The sequence below is a fragment of the Cupriavidus taiwanensis genome (genome assembly GCF_900249755.1).
GTDB lineage: Bacteria > Pseudomonadota > Gammaproteobacteria > Burkholderiales > Burkholderiaceae > Cupriavidus > Cupriavidus taiwanensis_D.
This window is the reverse complement of record NZ_LT976853.1, coordinates 3230122-3247269: the sequence shown is the minus strand read 5'-3', so window position 1 is coordinate 3247269 and position 17148 is coordinate 3230122. Positions and strand designations below refer to the sequence as shown.

At 67.6% G+C, this 17148-nt stretch carries 14 protein-coding genes; 11 read left to right on the top strand and 3 right to left on the bottom strand.

Going from position 1 to position 17148, the window contains the following annotated elements; translation table 11 throughout:
• The first annotated feature begins 241 nt into the window (after positions 1-241).
• The gene (locus CBM2594_RS14855) at positions 242-1186 is read left to right on the top strand and encodes a DUF3047 domain-containing protein (RefSeq protein ID WP_116357496.1); all 945 of its coding nucleotides are present in this window, start codon (positions 242-244) and stop codon (positions 1184-1186) included.
• A gap of 20 nt (positions 1187-1206) precedes the next feature.
• Here the strand turns inward: CBM2594_RS14855 and CBM2594_RS14850 are convergent, their stop codons facing one another.
• Positions 1207-2232 carry a DUF2891 domain-containing protein gene (locus tag CBM2594_RS14850; protein ID WP_116357495.1) on the bottom strand — a complete coding sequence of 342 codons (1026 nt, stop codon included), beginning with the start codon at positions 2230-2232 and terminating at the stop codon, positions 1207-1209.
• Between the two features lie 102 nt (positions 2233-2334).
• Positions 2335-3528 (bottom strand): M20 aminoacylase family protein, encoded by a 1194-nt coding sequence (locus CBM2594_RS14845; protein WP_116357494.1) that lies wholly within the window; start codon positions 3526-3528, stop codon positions 2335-2337.
• 57 nt (positions 3529-3585) lie between these two features.
• Here CBM2594_RS14845 and CBM2594_RS14840 point away from each other — a divergent pair, with 57 nt between their 5' ends.
• The 6 genes from CBM2594_RS14840 (at position 3586) to CBM2594_RS14815 (ending at position 9550) form a co-directional block, all read left to right on the top strand.
• Complete coding sequence (locus tag CBM2594_RS14840) at positions 3586-3786, top strand: hypothetical protein (protein WP_147310421.1); 201 nt, start codon at positions 3586-3588, stop codon at positions 3784-3786.
• A gap of 66 nt (positions 3787-3852) precedes the next feature.
• Entirely contained in the window at positions 3853-5439 is a 1587-nt protein-coding gene (locus CBM2594_RS14835; protein WP_116357493.1) for an ABC transporter substrate-binding protein, read from the top strand.
• Positions 5440-5569: 130 nt separating this feature from the next.
• Positions 5570-6547 carry an ABC transporter permease gene (locus CBM2594_RS14830; RefSeq protein WP_116357492.1) on the top strand — a complete coding sequence of 326 codons (978 nt, stop codon included), beginning with the start codon at positions 5570-5572 and terminating at the stop codon, positions 6545-6547.
• Between the two features lie 3 nt (positions 6548-6550).
• The gene (locus CBM2594_RS14825) at positions 6551-7483 is read left to right on the top strand and encodes an ABC transporter permease (RefSeq protein WP_116357491.1); all 933 of its coding nucleotides are present in this window, start codon (positions 6551-6553) and stop codon (positions 7481-7483) included.
• A 10-nt stretch (positions 7484-7493) separates the two neighbouring features.
• Positions 7494-8492 (top strand): ABC transporter ATP-binding protein, encoded by a 999-nt coding sequence (locus tag CBM2594_RS14820; protein WP_116357490.1) that lies wholly within the window; start codon positions 7494-7496, stop codon positions 8490-8492.
• Positions 8489-9550 (top strand): ABC transporter ATP-binding protein, encoded by a 1062-nt coding sequence (locus CBM2594_RS14815; protein ID WP_116357489.1) that lies wholly within the window; start codon positions 8489-8491, stop codon positions 9548-9550. Before CBM2594_RS14820 ends, CBM2594_RS14815 begins: the two co-directional genes overlap by 4 nt.
• 181 nt (positions 9551-9731) lie before the next feature.
• Here the strand turns inward: CBM2594_RS14815 and CBM2594_RS14810 are convergent, their stop codons facing one another.
• The gene (locus tag CBM2594_RS14810) at positions 9732-10928 is read right to left on the bottom strand and encodes an ABC transporter substrate-binding protein (protein WP_116357488.1); all 1197 of its coding nucleotides are present in this window, start codon (positions 10926-10928) and stop codon (positions 9732-9734) included.
• A 289-nt stretch (positions 10929-11217) separates the two neighbouring features.
• Here CBM2594_RS14810 and CBM2594_RS14805 point away from each other — a divergent pair, with 289 nt between their 5' ends.
• The 4 genes from CBM2594_RS14805 (at position 11218) to CBM2594_RS14790 (ending at position 17088) form a co-directional block, all read left to right on the top strand.
• Entirely contained in the window at positions 11218-13326 is a 2109-nt protein-coding gene (locus tag CBM2594_RS14805; RefSeq protein ID WP_116357487.1) for a molybdopterin-containing oxidoreductase family protein, read from the top strand.
• Positions 13323-14456: an aminopeptidase gene (locus CBM2594_RS14800; protein ID WP_116357486.1), complete on the top strand. Its 1134-nt coding sequence runs from the start codon at positions 13323-13325 to the stop codon at positions 14454-14456. The genes CBM2594_RS14805 and CBM2594_RS14800 overlap by 4 nt, the downstream gene beginning before the upstream one ends.
• A 66-nt stretch (positions 14457-14522) precedes the next feature.
• A complete protein-coding gene (locus CBM2594_RS14795; RefSeq protein WP_116357797.1) occupies positions 14523-15209 on the top strand; it encodes a TetR family transcriptional regulator in 687 nt (228 codons plus the stop codon).
• Between the two features lie 196 nt (positions 15210-15405).
• Complete coding sequence (locus tag CBM2594_RS14790; protein ID WP_116357485.1) at positions 15406-17088, top strand: long-chain fatty acid--CoA ligase; 1683 nt, start codon at positions 15406-15408, stop codon at positions 17086-17088.
• Positions 17089-17148 lie beyond the last annotated feature (60 nt).

Below are 17148 nucleotides of genomic sequence, written 5' to 3'. Positions count from 1 at the left end.
GTTCGCTGCGAGGGGTTTTTGCTTTGGCGCGGCCAGAACACTGTGGCGGTCGCCGTTGTTTTCATGCTGCATTGCGGGTCGTGGCGCATTCCTGCTCGGACCGCCTTCTGCTATGTTCGACCCTCAAGTGCCCACGCCGGGCACGAAGGCGGTTGCAACAGGTGTTTGCAGCAAGCAGTGAGCAATAGAGCGGACCCTTGCCGACGGAGCGGGTCCGCGAATACGGGTTTCGAGGGGTTACATGACGGCCAAGATGTTCCGGCTGGTTTTGACTGGCGCCGCCGGCGCGCTGCTGCTGGCAGGTTGCGCTACCACTCCCCCTGGACCCGCCGCGCCGCAAGGCGATCCGGCCCCCGCCGCCCCGATTGCTTCCGGCTCCGCCATCGATTGCCAGGCCTTCACCGAGCACATGGCAGCCCACGCGGCGGCGCAGGCCGAGACCGTGGTGACCGAGACCGACGCCCTGGCCGCTGCCAATACCCGCGCGGCGGATGCCGAAGCCGGCGACGATGGCGAACCAGCCGCCTCGCCGGCCACCCTCGCGACGCTACCGTTGTTTTCGGTTTCGCCGCGCCGCGACCAGCTGCCGGTAGGCTGGCAGCCGTGGACCATCAACCGCAACAAGATCCCCACCACCTATTCGATGGCCGAAGTCGACCAGCGCGTGGTGGTGCACGCCAAGGCCGACAGCTCGGCCTCCGGCCTCTACGTGCCGCTGCGCGAGCGCGATGCCGGCATGCTGCGCTGGACCTGGAAGACCAGCGGAGTCATCCGCAACGCCGACAACAGCCATGGCCCGCGCGAGGATTCGCCGCTGCGGCTCTTCGTGGCGTTCGACGGCGACAAGGGCGCGCTGCCGCTCAAGGACCAGCTGATGTACGAGATGGCGCGGCTGACCACCGGACGCGAGATGCCGTACGCGACGCTGATGTATATCTGGGGCGGGCAGCGCCCGGAAGGCGCGGTGGTGAAAAACCCGCACACCGACCGTGTGCGCATGATCGTGGTGGATAGCGGTACGAAGCATGCCAATGAATGGCGTTGCCACGAACGCGATCTGCGCGCCGACTACCGCAAGGCGTTCGGGGCCGACCCCGGCCGCGTCATCGCGGTGGGTATCATGACCGATACCGACAACACCAAGAGCAAGGCCGAAGCCTGGTACGGCGACATCGCGCTGGACTAGATTGCAGCGCCGGCGGCACCTCAGCCGCCGATCGGCTCGGCCAGCGCGAGCACCGCGAACGACGCCAGCCAGTGCGTGGACACATACTCGCCCTCCACCGCCTGCGGCAGCGACGCCTCGATATGGTCCGACCACGCGCGGATTGCCAGCGGCCGCAGCGGATCGGGCAGGGCGGGTTCCAGCATGCGCCAGCACCATGCGCGCGACAGGTTCAGCCCGTCCAGGTGCGCGCTCTTGGGGTCGCTGCGATTGGACACCGTTACCGGTGTCAGCCAGTTGGCCAGTTCGGCCTGGCCCGGCACGAACAACTCCCACCATTCCGAAAACGCACAGCCGTCCATCACGGCGTGCATCAGCACGGCTTCGGTCAGCCCGCCGGACAGGAATTCGTCGCCGCCCGGTTCGTAGCGCGCCGGGTACTTCTGGTCGTGGCCGAACCAGCGATGCGCGCGCCGTACGATGGCGCGGCGCAAGGCCAGGTCCTGGTGCGTGCGCGCATAGGCCAGCGCCATCACCAGCGCGAAGGCGCTGTTGTAGTGGGTGCCGGTGCGTACCGGGAACACTGCCGCATCGAGGAAATTCGCCAGTTCCTGCGACAAGTGCGACGCCAGCGGTGCGCAGGCTTCGGCCCAGGCCGTGGCGTTTGCGTCGTGCCGCGCCAGCGCCAGCAGCTCGGCCTGCAGCTTCAGCATCCAGCCCCAGCCGTAGGGGCGCTCGAAGGTGCGTGAATCCGGGCGGAGGAAGTAGGCGAGTTCGGCGGCCATGGCGTCCGGGCGCAGCTGAGCGTCCAGCATGGCGCGGATGCGCGGCGCCTCGTCAAGGTCCGGGAACAGCGCCAGCAACCGCACCAGCAGCCAGTGCATGTGCACGCTGGAGTGCCAGTCGTAGCTGCCGCAAAAGACCGGATGCCAGGCGGCCGGCCCGGCCAGGTCGCCGGCGCCCGCCATCATGTGGTCCAGCTTGTAAGGATAACGGCGCTGGATATTCTCCAGCGCCACGCGCGCAAAACTGCGTGCGGTCTCGCGATCCAGCGCCGAACGCCCCATCGCCGAAGCTCCCCTGTCGTGATCGTATTGCCCTGCCCGGGCAGGCGTGCTCGGGCACGCTCTGGTCTATGCCATCAGGTATCGGCCTTCAGTTATCTGCCATCAGGCAGGTGCCAGCCACTTCTCCACCAGCCGCACGAAGAAGGTCGAGCCGACCGGCAGCAGTTCGTCGTTGAAATCGTAGCTCGGGTTGTGCAGCATGCAAGGCCCGATACCGTGGCCGGCGTCTCGGTGACCGCCGTCGCCATTGCCGAGGAACAGGTAGCAGCCCGGCTTGTGCTGCAGCATGAACGAGAAATCCTCGGCGCCCATGGTGGGCTCGACATTGCTGTCGACGTTGTCCGCGCCGACCAGTTCGGCGGCGACCGCAGCGGCAAAGCCGGTCTCGGCTTCGCTGTTGATGGTGGGCGGATAGTTGCGATGGAATTCGTATTCGATGGTGCAGTCGAATGCCGCCGCCACCGCGCGCGCCACCTCTTCCATGCGCCGCTCGATCAGGTCCAGCACCGGCACCGTGAAGGTACGCACGGTGCCGCCGATCCACGCCTGGTCCGGCACGATGTTGGTGGCATCGCCGGCATGGAACTGCGTGACCGAGATCACCGCGGTATCGATCGGGCGCTTGTTGCGCGTGATGATGCCCTGCAGCGCCGACACGATCTGCGCCGCGGTGAACACCGGGTCGTTGCCGTTGTTGGGCATGGCCGCATGCGCGCCCTTGCCGCGCACGACGATGCGGAACTCGTTGCTCGAAGCCATCAGCGGGCCCGCGCGCGTGCCGAACGCGCCCATCGGCATGCCCGGCCAGTTGTGCACGCCGAAGACCGCGTCGCACGGAAAGCGCTCGAACAGGCCGTCCTTGATCATCTCGCGCGCGCCGCCGCCGCCTTCCTCGGCCGGCTGGAAGATCAGGTGCACGGTGCCGTCGAAGGGCTTGTGCTGCGCCAGGTAGCGTGCCGCGCCGAGCAGCATCGCGGTGTGGCCGTCATGGCCGCACGCGTGCATCTTGCCCGCGTGCTGCGAGCGGTGGTCGAAGGTGTTGGCTTCCTGCAGCGGCAGCGCGTCCATGTCGGCGCGCAGGCCGATGGTGCGCGCGCTGCTGCCGTTGCGGATCACGCCGACCAGGCCGGTGGTGCCGAGCCCGCGGTGGACTTCGATGCCCCACGATTCCAGGTTGCGCGCGACCACGTCGGCGGTGCGCTGTTCTTCGAAGCAGAGTTCGGGATGGGCGTGGATGTCGCGCCGGATCGCGCGGATTTCGGCTTGTGCCTGCAGGATTTCGGGGATGAGCTTCATGATGCCGGGCAACCTTGGGGTCTAAGGCGTTAGCAATGGGATACCCCGGATCATACGATGCCTCTCGCGAAAGCGCCAAAACGCGGCGATTTGCTGCGCGCTGCCCGGCTTGGCGCAGTGCAATATGCCAGTGCGGGTGGGTTTCCCCGCATTGCCGTGGCATGTGCACTGCTGGAACAGTTCATGCTTGAAGTGCCCGGCCGGCAATACCGTCGCTTTGTGATGCCCCATCGCACCAAAAAGCAGCGCCGCTCGTGACCCGCTGCGCGCGCGCATTGCCGATCCTAAAACGTCTGCTTCACTTCCTACAGGGAGAATTGCGCGATGTCCCTTCGCACTTTCAAGAAGGCAATTGGCGCGGTGGCGGTGGCGGGGGCCCTTGGCCTCGCGCTGGCCGGCACCGCCCAGGCCGCGGACCTCAAACTGGCCATGAGTTCGCCGCCGACCTCGATGGATCCGCACTTCTACAACCTGTTCTCCAACATCAACGTTTCCGAGCATGTGTTCGACTCGCTGACCAAGATGGACCCGGACAGCCGCATCATCCCGGGCCTGGCCGAGTCGTGGAAGCTGGTCAATGACCTGACCTGGGAATTCAAGATCCGCAAGGGCGTGAAGTTTCACGACGGCTCCGAGCTGACCGCCGAGGACGTGATCTGGTCGCTCGACCGCCCCGCCACCATCCAGAACAGCCCGGGCAAGTTCGACGTCTACACCAAGGCGATCGTCAGCAAGAAGATCATCGACAAGCACACCATCCAGCTGACCACCGGCCAGCCGTATCCGCTGATGCTGAACGACCTGACCTCGATCTTCATCGTGCAGAAGAAGGCCACGCAGGGCCTGGGCTCGGATGACTTCGCGCAGGGCAAGGGCATGGTCGGCACCGGCCCGTTCAAGTTCGTCAGCTACGCGCGTGACGACCGGGTCGAGCTGGTGCGCAACAACGATTACTGGGGCAACAAGCCGGCCTGGGACAAGGTCACGCTGCGCTTCATCCCCAACCCGGCGACGCGCCTGGCGGCGCTGCTGTCGGGCGATGTGCAGGCGATCGAGAACGTGCCCACGCCCGACCTGCCCAAGGTGCGCAAGGATCCCAAGCTGGCGTTCTTCTCCAAGATCTCGCATCGCGTGATCTACCTGTATTTCGATGCCAAGCGCGACAAGTCGCCCTTCGTCACTGCCAAGGACGGCGCGCCGCTCGACAAGAACCCGCTGAAGGACGCGCGCGTGCGCAATGCCATCAGCATGGCGATCAACCGGCAGGGCATCAAGGACCGGCTGATGGAGGGCCTGTCCGAGCCGACCAACAACCTGGTGCCGCCCACGCTGTTCGGCTACAACCCCAACCTGAAGACGGTCAAGTACGACCCCGAGGGCGCCAGGAAGCTGCTGGCCGAGGCAGGCTTTCCCAACGGCTTCGGCGTGACGCTGCACACGCCCAACAACCGCTACGTCAACGACGAGAAGATCGCGCAGACCATCGCGCAGAACCTGACCCGCATCGGCATCGCCACCCGGGTCGAGGGCATGCCGATGGCGACGTACTCGTCCAAGGGCATCAAGCACGAGTGGTCGTTCGGCCTGCTCGGCTGGGGTGCGCAGACCGGCGAGGTCAGTTCGCCGCTGCGCGCGCTGCTGGCGTGCGAGGACAGCAAGAAGGGCTTCGGCACCACCAACTGGGGCGAGTACTGCAACCCGAAGATGGACGTGGTGCTGGAAAAGGCGCTGTCGACCGTGGACGACACCGAGCGTTCCAAGCTGCTGCAGGAAGCCACCGCGATCGCGATCAACGATGGCGGTATCATCCCGATCCACCAGCAGGTCACCACCTGGGCCACGCAGAAGGGCATCGTCTACGTGCCGCGCACCGACGAGCGCACGTACGCGCATAATTTCAAGCCCCAGTAGGTCAGGCCCCGGTAAGCAGGCTGCCTGCTGCTGAGTTCGCGGTGCCGCGCATGGCTGCCGCGCCGCCTGGAAGCGCATGGCGCTCCCGGGCGGCGTGCGCATTCGCGCGCGAAAGGAAAGTGGTTTCAATATGCTGGTCTTTATCATCCGGCGCCTGATGCAGAGCGTGGTCGTGCTTTTCGTCATGTCGCTGCTGGTTTTCCTCGGCGTCTTTGCCATCGGCAATCCCGTCGACATCCTGATCAACCCGCAGGCCGACCAGGAGGACATCAAGCGCACCATCGCCGCGCTGGGCCTGGACAAGCCGCTGTGGGAGCAATACTGGGTATTCCTGCAGAACGCGCTGCAAGGCAACCTGGGCACGTCGTTCGCGCACGGCACGCCCGCGCTCAAGCTGATCTTCGAGCGCATGCCCGCCACCATGGAGCTGGCCATCTGCGCGATCCTGCTGGCAATCGTGCTGGGCATCCCGCTGGGCCTGTGGGCCGGGCTGCGGCCCCAGGGCATTGCCGGCAAGTCGATCATGACGGTGTCGATCCTGGGCTTCTCGCTGCCTACCTTCTGGGTCGGGCTGATGCTGATCATGGTGTTCGCGGTGCAGCTGGGCTGGCTGCCGTCCAACGGCCGCGGCGAGACCGTGCGCGTGCTGGGCATCCCGCTCAGCTTCCTGACCGCGGACGGGATCCGGCACCTGATCCTGCCGGCCGTGACGCTGTCGCTGCTCAACATCGCCATGGTGATCCGGCTTACGCGCGCCGGCACGCAGGAGGCGATGCTGCAGGACTACGTCAAGTTCGCGCGCGCCAAGGGGCTGTCGAATACCCGCATCGTCGGCGTGCATGTGCTGAAGAACATCCTGATCCCGATCGTGACCGTGATCGCGCTGCAGTTCGGCTCGATCATCGCCTTTGCGATCGTGACCGAGACCATCTTCGCCTGGCCCGGCATGGGCAAGCTCATCATCGACTCGATCCAGTTGCTGGACCGGCCGGTGATCGTCGCCTACCTGATGGTGATCGTGACGCTGTTTATCCTGATCAACCTGGTGGTGGACATCATCTACAGCATGCTCGATCCGCGCGTGCGCATTGCCGACAACAAGGGCTGAGCCATGACCGCCGTGACTGTCGAACCCGAAGACCAGACGCCGCCGCCCGCCGCGGCGCGCGAGCAATCCCCGTGGCGGCGCTTTGCCGCCGAGTTCTTCTCCAGCAAGATCGCCGTGGCCGGACTGGCGACGCTGGTGACCATCATCCTGATCGCCATCTTCGCGCCGTGGCTGGCACCGCAGAACCCGTACGACCTGGCCACGCTGGACGTGCTCGATGCGCGCCTGGCGCCGGGCGAGCAGTCCGGCACCGGCATGACCTTCCTGCTGGGCTCGGACGAGCAGGGCCGCGACATCCTGTCGGCGGTGATGTACGGGCTGCGCATCAGCATCGGCGTGGGCGTGGTCAGCACCGTGATCGCGCTGCTGCTGGGCGCCACGCTCGGCCTGCTGGCCGGTTTCCTCGGCGGGCGCACCGAAGCCTTCATCATGCGCGTGGCGGACCTGCAGCTGTCGTTCCCGCCGATCCTGCTGGCGCTGATCCTGCTGGCCTTCCTGCGCCCGGGGCTGGGCAATATCGTGATCGCGCTGGTGGCGGTGCAGTGGGCCTACTATGCGCGCACCACGCGCAGCGCCGCGCTGGTCGAGCGCCGCAAGGAATATATCGAGGCCGCCACCTGCCTCGGCCTGCCGCCGGCGCGCATCATGTTCCGGCACCTGCTGCCCAACTGCCTGCCGCCGCTGATCGTGATCGCGGCGCTGCAGGTGGCCTCGGCGATCACGCTGGAGGCGACGCTGTCCTTCCTCGGGCTGGGCGTGCCGATCACCGAGCCGTCGCTGGGTTCGCTGATCTCGAACGGCCAGCAGTACATGCTGTCGGGCAAGTACTGGATCAGCTTCTTTCCGGGCATCGCGCTGGTGGTCACCATCGTCGCGATGAACCTGGTCGCCGACCAGCTGCGCGACGTGCTGAATCCGCGCCTGCAGACGCAATAAGGAGCGGAACATGGCACAGCCGACACTGGTGGTCGAACACCTGAAAACGCATTTCTACACGCGCGGCGGCATTGCAAGGGCCGTCGACGACGTGTCCTTCACCGTGGGCCGCGGCGAGATCATGGGGCTGGTGGGCGAGTCCGGATCGGGCAAGTCCATGACCGGCTATTCGATCATGGGCCTGATCGACCCGCCCGGGAAGATCGTCGACGGCCGCATCGCGCTGACCAGCCGCGACGGCGTCACGCGCGACCTGCGCGCGCTGACGCCGGCGCAGCAGCGCGACGTGCGCGGCAACCGCATCGCCATGATCTTCCAGGACCCGATGATGACGCTGAACCCGGTGCTGCGCATCGACACGCAGATGATCGAGGCAGTGCTGGCGCATGAGAACGTCGGCAAGGCGGTGGCGCGCGAGCGCGCGCGCAATGCGCTGGCGCGGGTCGGCATCCCGTCGCCGGACGAGCGCCTGCTGGCCTACCCGCACCAGTTCTCGGGCGGCATGCGCCAGCGCGTGGCGATCGCCATCGCGCTGCTGAACAAGCCCGACCTGATCATCGCCGACGAGCCGACCACCGCGCTCGACGTCACCATCCAGGGCCAGATCCTGTACGAGATGCAGACCCTGTGCCGCGAATCGGGCACGGCGCTGATCTGGATCACGCATGATTTGTCGGTGGTGGCGGGGCTGGCCGATACCGTGTGCGTGATGTATGCCGGCAGGATCGTCGAAGCCGGCGACGTGCGCCAGGTGCTGGAACGCCCCGAACATCCCTATACCCACGGCCTGATCCGTTCGGCGCCGTCGCGCAATCCGCGCGGCACGCCGCTGCGGCAGATCCCGGGCATGACGCCGTCGCTGCTGAACCTGCCGGGCGGCTGCGCGTTCCGCGAGCGCTGCCCGTACGCCACGGCGGCCTGCAAGACCGAACCCCCGCTGGAAACCGCCGCCGACGGACGCCGCCTGCGCTGCTTCCATCCGGTGCTGGCCAACCAGGAGGCGGCATGAACGCCACTGCACTGCAATCCCGCCCGATGACGGAACCCGCGGGGCAAGAAGGCGCCACGCCCGCTGCGCCGATCCTCGAACTGCGCGGCGTGTCCAAGCGCTTCGTCAAGTCGCTCGACGCCGCCGCGCGCATCGCCAACCTGTTCGGCGCGCATGCGCGCGAAGAGGTGGTGCACGCGGTGGACCGCGTCGACCTGAGCATCCGCGCCGGCGAAGTGGTGGGGCTGGTCGGCGAATCCGGCTGCGGCAAGTCCACGCTCGGGCGCATGGCCGTGGGCCTGCATTCGCTGACCGAAGGCGAACGCCTGTGGCGCGGCACCAACCTGGACCGCCTGCCGCCGGACAAGCGGCGCGAAAAGCAGCTCGCGATCCAGATGATCTTCCAGGACCCGTATGCCTCGCTGAACCCGCGGCTGCGCGTGCTCGATATCGTCGGCGAGGCGCCGGTGGTGCACGGCATGGTCGGGCGCGGCGCGCAGAAGGCGTATGTGGAAGACATGCTGGTGCGCGTGGGCATGGACCCGACCGTGCTGCGCCGCTTTCCGCACCAGTTCTCGGGCGGGCAGCGCGCCCGCATCGGCATTGCGCGCGCGCTGGCGGTGAAGCCCGAGTTCCTGGTCTGCGATGAATCGGTGGCGGCGCTGGACGTGTCGATCCAGGCCCAGGTGCTGAACCTGTTCATGCGCCTGCGCGAAGAGCTGAACCTGACCTACCTGTTCATCAGCCACGACCTGGGCGTGGTCAAGCACATCAGCGACCGCGTGGTGATCATGTACCTGGGACGGGTGGTCGAATCCGCGCCGACCGAAGACGTGTTCGCCGCGCCCAACCATCCCTATACGCAGGCGCTGCTGGCGGAGGCGCCCAAGCTGGAGGTGGCCCGCAAGACCTACGTCGCGATCCGCGGCGAGATCCCGTCGCCGCTGCACCCGCCGAGCGGCTGCCATTTCCATCCGCGCTGCCCGCATGCGATGCCGCGTTGCCGGGAAGAGCAGCCGCTGCTCAAGGAGATCGCGCCGCTGCGGTTTTCGGCATGCCATTTGAATGACATGAAGTAGGCGAGGGCTTGCGCGATCCCGCCGGTTTTCTCCCCTCTCCCGCGCGCGGGAGAGGGGCCGGGGGTGAGGGCAGGCGCTTGGCAAGCATCGCGGCGCCTCACTTCGTCGGAGACGCCGGCCCTCACCCCCGCCCCTCTCCCATAAATGGGAGAGGGGAGAACACAAGAGGGATCGAGGCAGCTCACCGGATCACCTGCCCCTTCGAATTGATGATCGTCATCTCCACGAACTTCGAGCCGACATGGTTCTCCGGCGTGAAGTTGACGATAAACCCGCCCAGGTCGTAGTTGCGCATCGATTCCAGCGCGGTCACCAGCTTTTCGCGTGTCAGGTCCTTGCCCGCGCGGCGCAGCCCTTCGGTGAAGGCCTTGGCGGCGATGAAGCCCTCGATGCTGGCGTAGTCGAATTCGCTGGGCTTGCCCGCGGCCTGCAGCAGGCGCAGGTATTCACGCACGATCGGCAGCGTGGCGTTGCCGGGGTGCGGCATCACCTGCGAGATGATCACGCCGCTGCCCTGCGCGCCGACCACGTTGGCCAGTGCCTGCGTGCCGACGAACGACACGTTGTAGAACTGGCCGTTGTAGCCGCGGCGCAGCGCTTCCTTGACGAAGGCGCCGGCGGTGCGGTACGCGCTGATCATGACCACGGCGTCGGGCTTCGCCTTCATCGAGCCCTGCATGGCGTCGCCGATCTCGGTGGTGTTGCGCACCACCGGCTCGCGCGCGACGATCTGCACGCCGCTGTCGGGCGCGGCCTTGAGCGCGCGCTCGAGCCCGTCCAGCCCGGCCTTGCCGTAGGCGTCCTCGTTGTAGACCACGGCCACGCGCTTGAGCCCGGTGGTCTGGATCTGGCGCAGGATGGCGGCGGTTTCCTCGTTGTAGCCGGCGCGCACATGAAACACGTAGCGGCTGCGCGGCTCGCGCAGCGACTGCGCCCCCGTGTACGGGCCGAAGAACGGCACCCTGGCCTGGATCGCCAGCGGCAGCGCGGCCTGGCTGGTGGGTGTGCCGACGTAGCCGAACAGGGCGAAGACGCGGTCCTCTTCGATCAGCTTCCTGGTGTTCTTGGCCGCCGGTTCGGGCTCGTAGTAGTCGTCCAGCGCCTCGAGCCGGATCTTGCGCCCGTAAATGCCGCCCTGCTGGTTGATGTGGTCGAAATAGAGCCGCGCGCCCGAGTTCATCTGCTTGCCGAGTACGGCGGTCGGGCCGGTCAGCGCGGCGGACTGGCCCAGCAGGATGGTGTCGGCGGTGACGCCGTGCTCGGATGTGGTGGCGGCGGTGTTCGCCGCAACGGCGGCGCAGTGCGCGCCGCCCGTGCCGATGGCGCACGCCACCAGCAGGCCGGCAAGCCGGCCATTGACCCCGGATCGGAAAGACATAAACCCCCCGCGAATGATGGTTCGGTTACCCGTTCGCCGCGTTGGCCGGTCTGCGCCGGCAAGCTTCTGAAACCGTGCGGCATGATGCGCGTCGCGGTCTGTGCCGCGAGCGCGCCGGCACATCATAATCGAATACAATCGGGACGAGATACTCCCCGCCATCGCCCCGCACGCCCGGGGCATGCGCCGCCGGCCGGCGCGGCGCAGGCGCCGCTACCCGCCGCCTGCGCCGGCATCTCCAGTTCCGTACGACCGAACCAGAACAACAGATCCCCCGCCCGGAGAACCCATGGCTTCCCGCACCGTCCGCGCCGCCTGCCCGCATGACTGCCCCGATACTTGTGCCTTGCTCGTCACCGTCGAGGATGGGCGCGCGGTCAAGGTGGCGGGCGATCCCGACCATCCCGGCACGCAGGGCGTGCTGTGCACCAAGGTGTCGCGCTACACCGAGCGCACCTACCACCCGGACCGCCTGCTCACGCCGATGAAGCGCGTCGGCAAGAAGGGCGAAGGGAAGTTCGCGCCGATCTCCTGGGACGAGGCGCTCGATACCATCGCCACCCGCCTGCAGGCGATCGCCGCGCGCGATCCGCAGGCGATCGTGCCGTACAGCTACGCCGGCACCATGGGGCTGGTGCAGGGCGAAAGCATGGCCGCGCGCTTCTTCAACAAGCTGGGCGCGTCGCGGCTGGACCGCACCATCTGCGCCAGCGCGGGCGCTACCGCGCTGCGCTACACCTATGGCGCCAGCGTCGGCATGGACATGGAGCACGTGGTCGATGCCAGGCTGGTGATCATCTGGGGCGGCAACCCGATTGCCTCCAACCTGCACTTCTGGACCCGCGCGCAGGAGGCCAAGCGGCGCGGCGCGACGCTGGTGGCGATCGACCCGTACCGGTCGCTGAGCGCCGAGAAGTGCCACCGCCATATCGCGCCGATGCCCGGCACCGACGGCGCGCTGGCGCTGGCGCTGATCCACGTGCTGATCCGCGACGGCCTGCTCGACCACGACTACATCGAACGCCACACCGTCGGCTTCGACGCGCTGCGCGAGCGCGCGCAGGCGTATCCGCCGGCGCGCGCGGCCGAAATCTGCGGCATCCCGGTCGAAGACGTCGAATGGCTGGCGGGGCTCTACGGCCAGCTCGCGGTGCGCGAGCGCCAGCCGGTGGCGATCCGGCTGAACTACGGCATGCAGCGCGTGCACGGCGGCGGCCAGGCGGTGCGCGCGGTGGCGTGCCTGCCGTCGCTGGTGGGCGCGTGGCGCCATCCGGCGGGCGGGCTGCAGCTGTCGACCTCGGGTTTCTTCCCGGTCAACGAGGCCGCGCTGCAGCGTCCGGACCTGCTGCCGGGCTGGCCGCAGCAGCTGCCGCGCCTGGTCAACATGAGCACCATCGGCGATGCCTTGCTGGCCGAAGCCGCGCCCGGCGCGCCGCGCATCGAGGCGGTGGTGGTCTACAACAGCAACCCGGTGGCGGTGGCGCCCGAATCCGGCAAGGTCGCCGCGGGCTTCGCGCGCGAGGACCTGTTCACGGTGGTGCTGGAGCACTTCCGCACCGACACCGCCGACTATGCCGACATCATCCTGCCGGCGACCACGCAGCTCGAGCACACCGACGTGCACAAGGCCTACGGCCATACCTATTTCCTGGCCAACAACGCCGCCATCGCGCCGCTGGGCGAGGCCCTGCCCAACACCGAGATCTTCCGCCGGCTGGCGCAGCGCATGGGCTTTGCCGAGCCCTGCTTTGCCGACAGCGACGAGGCCATCGCCGCGCAGGCCATCATTCCGGACGATGCGCGCGCCGCCGGCATCAGCTGGGAATCGCTGAAAGCGCAGGGCTGGCAGAAGCTGGCGCTGCCGGCCGCGCCGTTCGCCGAAGGCGGCTTCCCGACCGCGTCGGGCAAGTGCCAGTTCTATTCCGAGCCGATGGCGCGCGACGGCTTCGACCCGCTGCCCGACTACGTGCCGCAGTACGAAGCGCCGCAGACCGCGCCGGAACTGGCGGCGCGCTATCCGCTGGCGATGATCTCGCCGCCGGCGCGCAATTTCCTCAACAGCTCGTTCGTCAACGTCGACAGCCTGCGCGCCACCGAGGGCGAGCCGCACCTGGACATCCACCCGGCCGACGCCGCCGAGCGCGGCATCGTGCATGGCGCGCTGGTGCGCGCCTTCAATGACCGCGGCAGCATGGTGGCGCGCGCGCGCGTTACCGACCGCGCGCGGCGCGGCCTGGTGGTGGGGCTGTCGATCTGGTGGAAGAAGCTCGCGCCAGACGGCAAGAACGCCAATGAGCTGACCAGCCAGCGCCTGACCGACCTGGGCCGCGCGCCGGTGTTCTACGACTGCCTGGTGCAGGTCGAAGCCTGCGCGCAAGGGGCAGCCGAGGCGGCATGAAGTGGCGGCGCGGCCGCCGCGGCTGGGCGGCACTCCTGGGGGCCACGGCGCTGTCCACGGTGGTCCTGCTGACGGCGGGATGCGAGGCGATCGGCTACTACGCGCAGTCGATCGGCGGCCACCTCGGCGTGATGGCGCAGGCGCAGCCGCTGACCGACGCGATCGCCAGCGCGCACGGCGCCAACGATGCGCGCCTGGCCCAGCGGCTGGCGCTGGCCGGCCGCATGCGCGACTTCGCCTCGCGCGAGCTGAAGCTGCCCGACAACGGCAGCTACCGCCGCTACGCCAACCTGCATCGGCCCTATGTGGTGTGGAGCGTGTTCGCCACGCCCGAGCTGTCGATGGAACTGCGCAAGTGGTGCTTCCCCATCGTCGGCTGCATCAGCTACCGCGGCTACTACGCGCAGTCCGACGCCGAGCAGTATGCGCAAGGCCTGCGCCGCGACGGGCTCGAGACCTATGTGGCCGGCGTCCCCGCCTATTCGACGCTGGGCTATTTCGATGACCCGCTGCTCAATACCTTCGTCTACCTGCCCGAGGGCGAGCTGGCGCGGCTGATCTTCCATGAACTGGCGCACCAGGTGGTGTACGTGCGCAACGACACCGCCTTCAACGAATCCTTCGCCACCGCGGTGGAGGCGGCCGGCGTGGAACGCTGGCTGGACCAGGATGCATCGGAGGATGCGCGCACCAGCTATCGCCGCTACGATGCCCGGCGCCAGCAGTTCCGCGCGCTGCTGCTGGGCACGCGCGACCGGCTGGTGGCGCTGTACCAGACCCCGCTCGACGACGCCGCCAAGCGCGAGGGCAAGGCGAAGATCTTTGCCGACCTGCGCGCCGGCTATGCGCGGCTGCGCACCGAGTGGGGCGGCTACAGCGGCTATGACCGCTGGTTCGACCAGCCGCTGACCAACGCCCACCTGGCCGCGGTAGCGACGTACCAGCAATGGGTGCCGGCCTTCACCGCGCTGCTGGCGCGCTGCGACGGCGACTGGCAGCGCTTCTATGCCGAGGCGCGCCGCATCGGCGCGCTGCCTGCCGGCGAGCGCGAGGCGGCATTGCGCCGGCTGGCGCCGCCGGCCACCCGCACCGACACGCTGACCGCGGGCGGCAAGGCGGCGGCCAACTAGGCCGCAGGGTGGGTTCGCGCGCGCAACCCCGGTGCCGAGGCCATGCGCCCGTGCGAGAATGCCGCCATGTCGATTGCTTCCAGATCCGAACCGCTGGCCCCGCCGCTGCGCGCACCGACGGAGCCCCAGCCGGCCCGCCCGCATATCGCCGAGCGCCAGGAAGCGCGCCGCCGGCAGATCCTCGATACCGCCGCCCAGCTCTTCTACGGCAAGGGCTATCCCGGCATGACCATGAACGACCTGTGCCGCGCGCTGGGCGTGACCAAGCCGGCGGTCTACTACTACTTCACTGACAAGTACGAGATCTTCGACATCCTGTGCCGCGAGTCGGCCCAGACCTGCCTGCCCGTGATCCGCGAAACCGCCGACCCGGCGCAGCCCGTCAGCGCCCGCCTGCACGCCTGCCTGCTCGAGATGGCGCGGCGCTGCATCGCTTGCCACGTGCCGGCTACGCTGAGCTTTCGTGACCGGCAGTACCTGCGCCCGGACACCGTGGCGTGGCTCGACAGCATGGCGCGGGACTTCTATCGCGACCTCTATGCGCTGCTGGAAGAAGGCAAGCGCGAAGGCGTGTTCGCCTTTGGCGACGCGCGCGTGACCGCGCATGCGATCGGCAGCGTGGTCGGCTTCCTGTACACCTGGCACGAACCCGGGCGCACCGATCCCGAGACCCTGGCGCGCGAACTCGCGGCCAGCATGATGAAGCTGGTGTTGCCCAGCGACACGCAAGCGCATAAGCGCATAAGCGCATAAGGGCGTAAGCGCTGAGCGGGCACCTAGGGGTTATCCCGCTGCTTATGCCCGATCGGTGGCGCATAATGCTCGTCAGGGGCGGAAAGCCATGGCGGACCACCCTGAGGACTTCGTCTAAGTTGTTGTTTTAACCGGGGCGCACGTTTAGCATCTCGGCAAAATCGAACGACCATTCAGAAATTCAGGAGACGGTGCTATGGAAAGAATTTGGCTGAAACACTACCCGGCCGGCGTCCCTGCCGAGATCGATGCCAGCCAGTTCCGCTCGCTTGCCGCGCTGCTCGAGGCGTCTTTCCATACCTATGCCGACCGCAAGGCCTTCATCTGCATGGACAAGGCCATCACCTATGGTGAACTGGACCGGCTCTCGACCCACTTCGCCGCGTGGCTGCAGTCGCGCGGGCTGCGTCCCGGCGCGCGCGTGGCCATCATGATGCCGAACGTGCTGCAATACCCGGTGGTGCTGGCCGCGGTGCTGCGCGCGGGTTTCGTGGTGGTCAACGTCAATCCGCTCTACACCCCGCGCGAACTCGAGCACCAGCTCAAGGACAGCGGCGCCGAAGCCATCGTGATCCTGGAAAACTTTGCCGCCACGCTGCAGCAGGTGCTGGCCAAGACCCCGGTCAAGCATGTGGTGGTGGCCAGCATGGGTGACATGCTGGGCGGGCTGAAGGGCGCGATCGTCAATTTCGTCGTCCGCAACGTCAAGAAGATGGTGCCGGCGTGGGAGCTGCCCAACTGCGTGCGCTTCAACAGCGTGCTGGCCGAAGGCCGCAAGCTGACGCTGCAGCCGGCAACCACCGGGCCCGACGATATCGCCTTCCTGCAATACACCGGCGGCACCACTGGGGTGTCCAAGGGCGCGGTGCTGCTGCACCGTAACGTGGTGGCCAACGTGCTGCAGTCCGAAGCCTGGATGCAGCCGGCGCTGAACAAGGGCGCCCATATCGACCAGCCCATCACCATCACGGCGCTGCCGCTGTACCACATCTTCGCGCTGACGGTCTGCTGCCTGCTGGGCATGCGCAGCGGCGGCACCAGCGTGCTGATCCCGAACCCGCGCGACATCCCGGGCTTCATCAAGGAACTGCAGAAGTACAAGTTCAACATGTTCCCGGCCGTCAACACGCTTTACAACGCGCTGCTCAACCACCCCGACATCGGCAAGGTCGACTTCTCGGGCCTGCGCGTGGCCAACGGCGGCGGCATGGCGGTGCAGGAGGCGGTGGCCAAGCAATGGCTGGCCAAGACCGGCTGCCCGATCATCGAAGGCTACGGCCTGTCCGAGACCTCGCCCTCGGCCACCTGCAACCCGACCGACACCAATGTGTTCTCGGGCACCATCGGCATGCCGCTGCCGTCGACCGAAGTCGTGATCCGCGACGACGACGGCAACGACGTGCCGCTGGGCCAGCCAGGCGAGATCTGCATCCGCGGCCCGCAGGTGATGGCCGGCTACTGGAACCGGCCCGACGAGACCGCCAAGGTCATGGCCCCGGATGGCTTCTTCAAGACCGGCGACATCGGCGTGATGGACGAGCGCGGCTACACCAAGATCGTCGACCGCAAGAAAGACATGATCCTGGTCTCGGGCTTCAACGTGTATCCGAACGAAGTCGAAGGCGTGGTGGCGGAGTGCCCGGGCGTGCTCGAAGTGGCGGCCGTGGGCGTGCCGGACACGCATTCGGGCGAGGTGGTCAAGCTGTTCGTGGTGAAGAAAGACCCGGCGCTGACCGAGGCCGACGTGATCGAATTCTGCAAGGAGCGCCTGACCGGCTACAAGCGGCCCAAGTACGTCGAGTTCCGCACCGAGCTGCCGAAGACCAACGTCGGCAAGATCCTGCGCCGCGAACTGCGCGACAGCCGCGCGGCCGCCTGAACGCGCGGCCCTGCCACGGGAAACGACAACGGCCTCTGCGGAGGCCGTTGTGCATTCAGG

Excerpts from the sequence above, each read along its gene's own strand:
- CBM2594_RS14820 (WP_116357490.1), top strand. The coding sequence starts at position 7,494 with ATGGCACAGCCGACACTGGTGGTCGAACACCTGAAAACGCATTTCTAC.
- CBM2594_RS14845 (WP_116357494.1), bottom strand. The coding sequence starts at position 3,528 with ATGAAGCTCATCCCCGAAATCCTGCAGGCACAAGCCGAAATCCGCGCG.
- CBM2594_RS14835 (WP_116357493.1), top strand. The coding sequence starts at position 3,853 with ATGTCCCTTCGCACTTTCAAGAAGGCAATTGGCGCGGTGGCGGTGGCG.
- CBM2594_RS14830 (WP_116357492.1), top strand. The coding sequence starts at position 5,570 with ATGCTGGTCTTTATCATCCGGCGCCTGATGCAGAGCGTGGTCGTGCTT.
- CBM2594_RS14855 (WP_116357496.1), top strand. The coding sequence starts at position 242 with ATGACGGCCAAGATGTTCCGGCTGGTTTTGACTGGCGCCGCCGGCGCG.
- CBM2594_RS14795 (WP_116357797.1), top strand. The coding sequence starts at position 14,523 with ATGTCGATTGCTTCCAGATCCGAACCGCTGGCCCCGCCGCTGCGCGCA.
- CBM2594_RS14850 (WP_116357495.1), bottom strand. The coding sequence starts at position 2,232 with ATGGGGCGTTCGGCGCTGGATCGCGAGACCGCACGCAGTTTTGCGCGC.
- CBM2594_RS14790 (WP_116357485.1), top strand. The coding sequence starts at position 15,406 with ATGGAAAGAATTTGGCTGAAACACTACCCGGCCGGCGTCCCTGCCGAG.
- CBM2594_RS14810 (WP_116357488.1), bottom strand. The coding sequence starts at position 10,928 with ATGTCTTTCCGATCCGGGGTCAATGGCCGGCTTGCCGGCCTGCTGGTG.
- CBM2594_RS14800 (WP_116357486.1), top strand. The coding sequence starts at position 13,323 with ATGAAGTGGCGGCGCGGCCGCCGCGGCTGGGCGGCACTCCTGGGGGCC.
- CBM2594_RS14840 (WP_147310421.1), top strand. The coding sequence starts at position 3,586 with ATGCCTCTCGCGAAAGCGCCAAAACGCGGCGATTTGCTGCGCGCTGCC.
- CBM2594_RS14805 (WP_116357487.1), top strand. The coding sequence starts at position 11,218 with ATGGCTTCCCGCACCGTCCGCGCCGCCTGCCCGCATGACTGCCCCGAT.
- CBM2594_RS14825 (WP_116357491.1), top strand. The coding sequence starts at position 6,551 with ATGACCGCCGTGACTGTCGAACCCGAAGACCAGACGCCGCCGCCCGCC.
- CBM2594_RS14815 (WP_116357489.1), top strand. The coding sequence starts at position 8,489 with ATGAACGCCACTGCACTGCAATCCCGCCCGATGACGGAACCCGCGGGG.